The sequence below is a fragment of the bacterium genome (assembly GCA_016873475.1).
GTDB lineage: Bacteria > Krumholzibacteriota > Krumholzibacteriia > JACNKJ01 > JACNKJ01 > VGXI01.
The window spans coordinates 1-2,246 of sequence record VGXI01000347.1 but is presented as its reverse complement, the minus strand read 5'-3'; the positions used below and the strand labels follow the sequence as shown (position 1 = coordinate 2,246).

The following is a 2,246-nucleotide window of genomic DNA, read 5'->3' as shown; positions in this document are numbered from 1 at the left end:
GCCGCCGTTGACGCGATAGTGCAGCTGCACGCTGCCGGCCACGATGGCGCCGCCGCCCAGGGAGACGGCCTGGCCGATCACCGGGTAGCCGATGTTCTGGTTGCCCGAGTAGGGCCGCGACATGTGGTAGACGAAGACGCCGACCAGCACCTCGGGGCAGTCGAAGCCGTGGTTGGTGGCGGCCTCGCAGAAGATCTCATGGTGCGGCGTGCCGTCGTCCATGTTGTCGTTGTCGTCGTCGGCGAAGAAGGTGGCGAAGACCTGGTCCGGCTGGGTGTTCGGGTGCAGCAGCACGCGCCCGAAGTGCCAGCGCTCGGCGCTCTCGACCGTGCCCGGAGAATTCCAGCTGCCACCGCCGTAGAGATCCTGCAGCAACACCATCGCGTCCCAGTTGAAGCCCGCGATCACCTGGCCGGCGTAGTGGATCGGCTGACCGACCACGTCGGCCGGGTACTGCAGGTTGTTGTCCGAGTTGCGGATGCCGCTCACGCAGTTGCCCACGTAGAAGCCGCGGCCGATGATCGGATCCTGCGTGATCAGGTTGCCGAGGATGTCGCTGTTGCCCTCGCCCAGGCCCTCGCTGCCCTGGCCACCGAGGATGGCATTCTGGACGCCGTGGCCGAACTCGTGGTGGACGACCTGCTGCATCTCGCCCGTGTTCCCGTAGCCGCCGCCGGCCGCACAGAAGTTGATCGTGCCGTCCCACCAGGCGTTGCCCGGGCAGTAGCCGTCCGTGCGGTTCACGTAGGCGTTGATGTAGGTGTTGGTGTAGCCGAAGGTCGAGTCGAACAGATCGAAGAAGTCGTGGATGTCGTTGACGGCATCGAAGGTGTCCCGCTCGTCCTGGCGCGCGTTCGCGTCGAGGAAGCTGACCGTCAGCGGCACGTTCTCCAGCGCGGTGCCGCTGAAGGCGGCCTCGGCGCCGTTCTGATTGAAGACGCGGACGTAGGGCCCGGTCAACGCCGCGGTGACCGTGCGCGCCCCGCCGGTGCCGGCGATCGTCCAGTTGCCGGCCGCGTCGCTGTTCGTGCTGCCGATGCCGCTCACGTTGATCGTCAGGTAGGGCATCGTCGTGATCGTCGAGCCGTCGCAGTAGCCGTAGACCTGGGCCTCCACCTGGGTGGACCCGCCGTAGGCGAAGTGGACGTCGTTCAGGCGCTGGAGGATGTCGCCGCTGTGGGCGTCGACGTCCGTCACCCACTTGCCGAAGGGCTCGTAGGTCTTCACCGTCAGGCGCCAGACGAGGTGGTACTCGACCTCGCTGTCGCCGATCGCAACGGGCAGCACGAGCAGGCGGGGCTTCTCGGTGACGCTGTCCGTCGCCGGATCGAAGGGCAGGGCCTGGATGGCGATCGCTTCCGCCGCCGCCGCGCCGAGGTTCGGCGCCGTCGACAGGTCGATGGCGCGGTGGTAGTCCGAGCCCATCAGGAGCAGCTTGCCCGTGTCGCTGATCGCCACGCGCACCTGGGCGCCTTCGACGTCGATGCCGCCGAAGGTCTGCTGGAAGTGCGCCACCCACTTGCCGAGGGCGTGCGGGGTGGACTCCAGGCGCAGATTCGCGTTGTCCGCACGCAGCACGTCGGCGTTGGCCGCGATCACCTGGCGCGCCAGGGTTTCGAGGCCGGCTGGGCCGCTCACGGCGCCCGCGAGTTGCACGCTCGTGCCGTAAGCGTGGCGGGGCGTGTTGCTCAGGTTGTTCCAGGCGTAGACGCTCCAGCGGCCGCCGTAGCGGGCCTCCAGGGCCTGCGCCGTCTGCAGCATGCCGACGTCGCGGCCGTAGCTCTGCGCGCCCAGGGTGTTGTAGGCCGGCAGGCGGATCTCGTAGAGATCGTTCTGGCTGACCGGCGTGAAGGCCAGGGCGCTGCCGGCCGCGAGCAGCAGGGCTGCGGCGACGAACAGGGCCCCGGCGGGATTCCCGATTATCCGAGATCTCATGGGTGCACTCCTTCGCTGAGGTGCCGACTCGACGGCAGGCATCGGAGGCAGGCGGACACCTGACCTGCTGGCAAGTGGAAAGGAAGGCCGGGATAACGCCTCATTGTAGCACACTGGCGACAGGGGTCACAAAGCGGCAATCTGGCGCCGGCCAGGCGAATCCGGACCCGCGGCGGGCGTGGCGAGGCGGAGCTGCCGCGCGGGTGGTCCCGCGGCGGGAGACCGGCGAGGCAGAGCTGCCGGCAAGCGCAGCTGCCGCCGGGCCACCGGCAGGCCTTCTGCCGAGCGCCTTCGAAGCGGCGCGAGGCGGG

Annotated in this window: 1 protein-coding gene; it reads right to left on the bottom strand. The window is 68.9% G+C overall.

The genetic code is table 11. The features are described from left to right. Window positions 1-1,977 (bottom strand): hypothetical protein (locus FJ251_15610; GenBank protein ID MBM4119130.1); only part of this gene is annotated, 1,977 nt, incomplete at its 3' end. Window positions 1,978-2,246 lie beyond the last annotated feature (269 nt).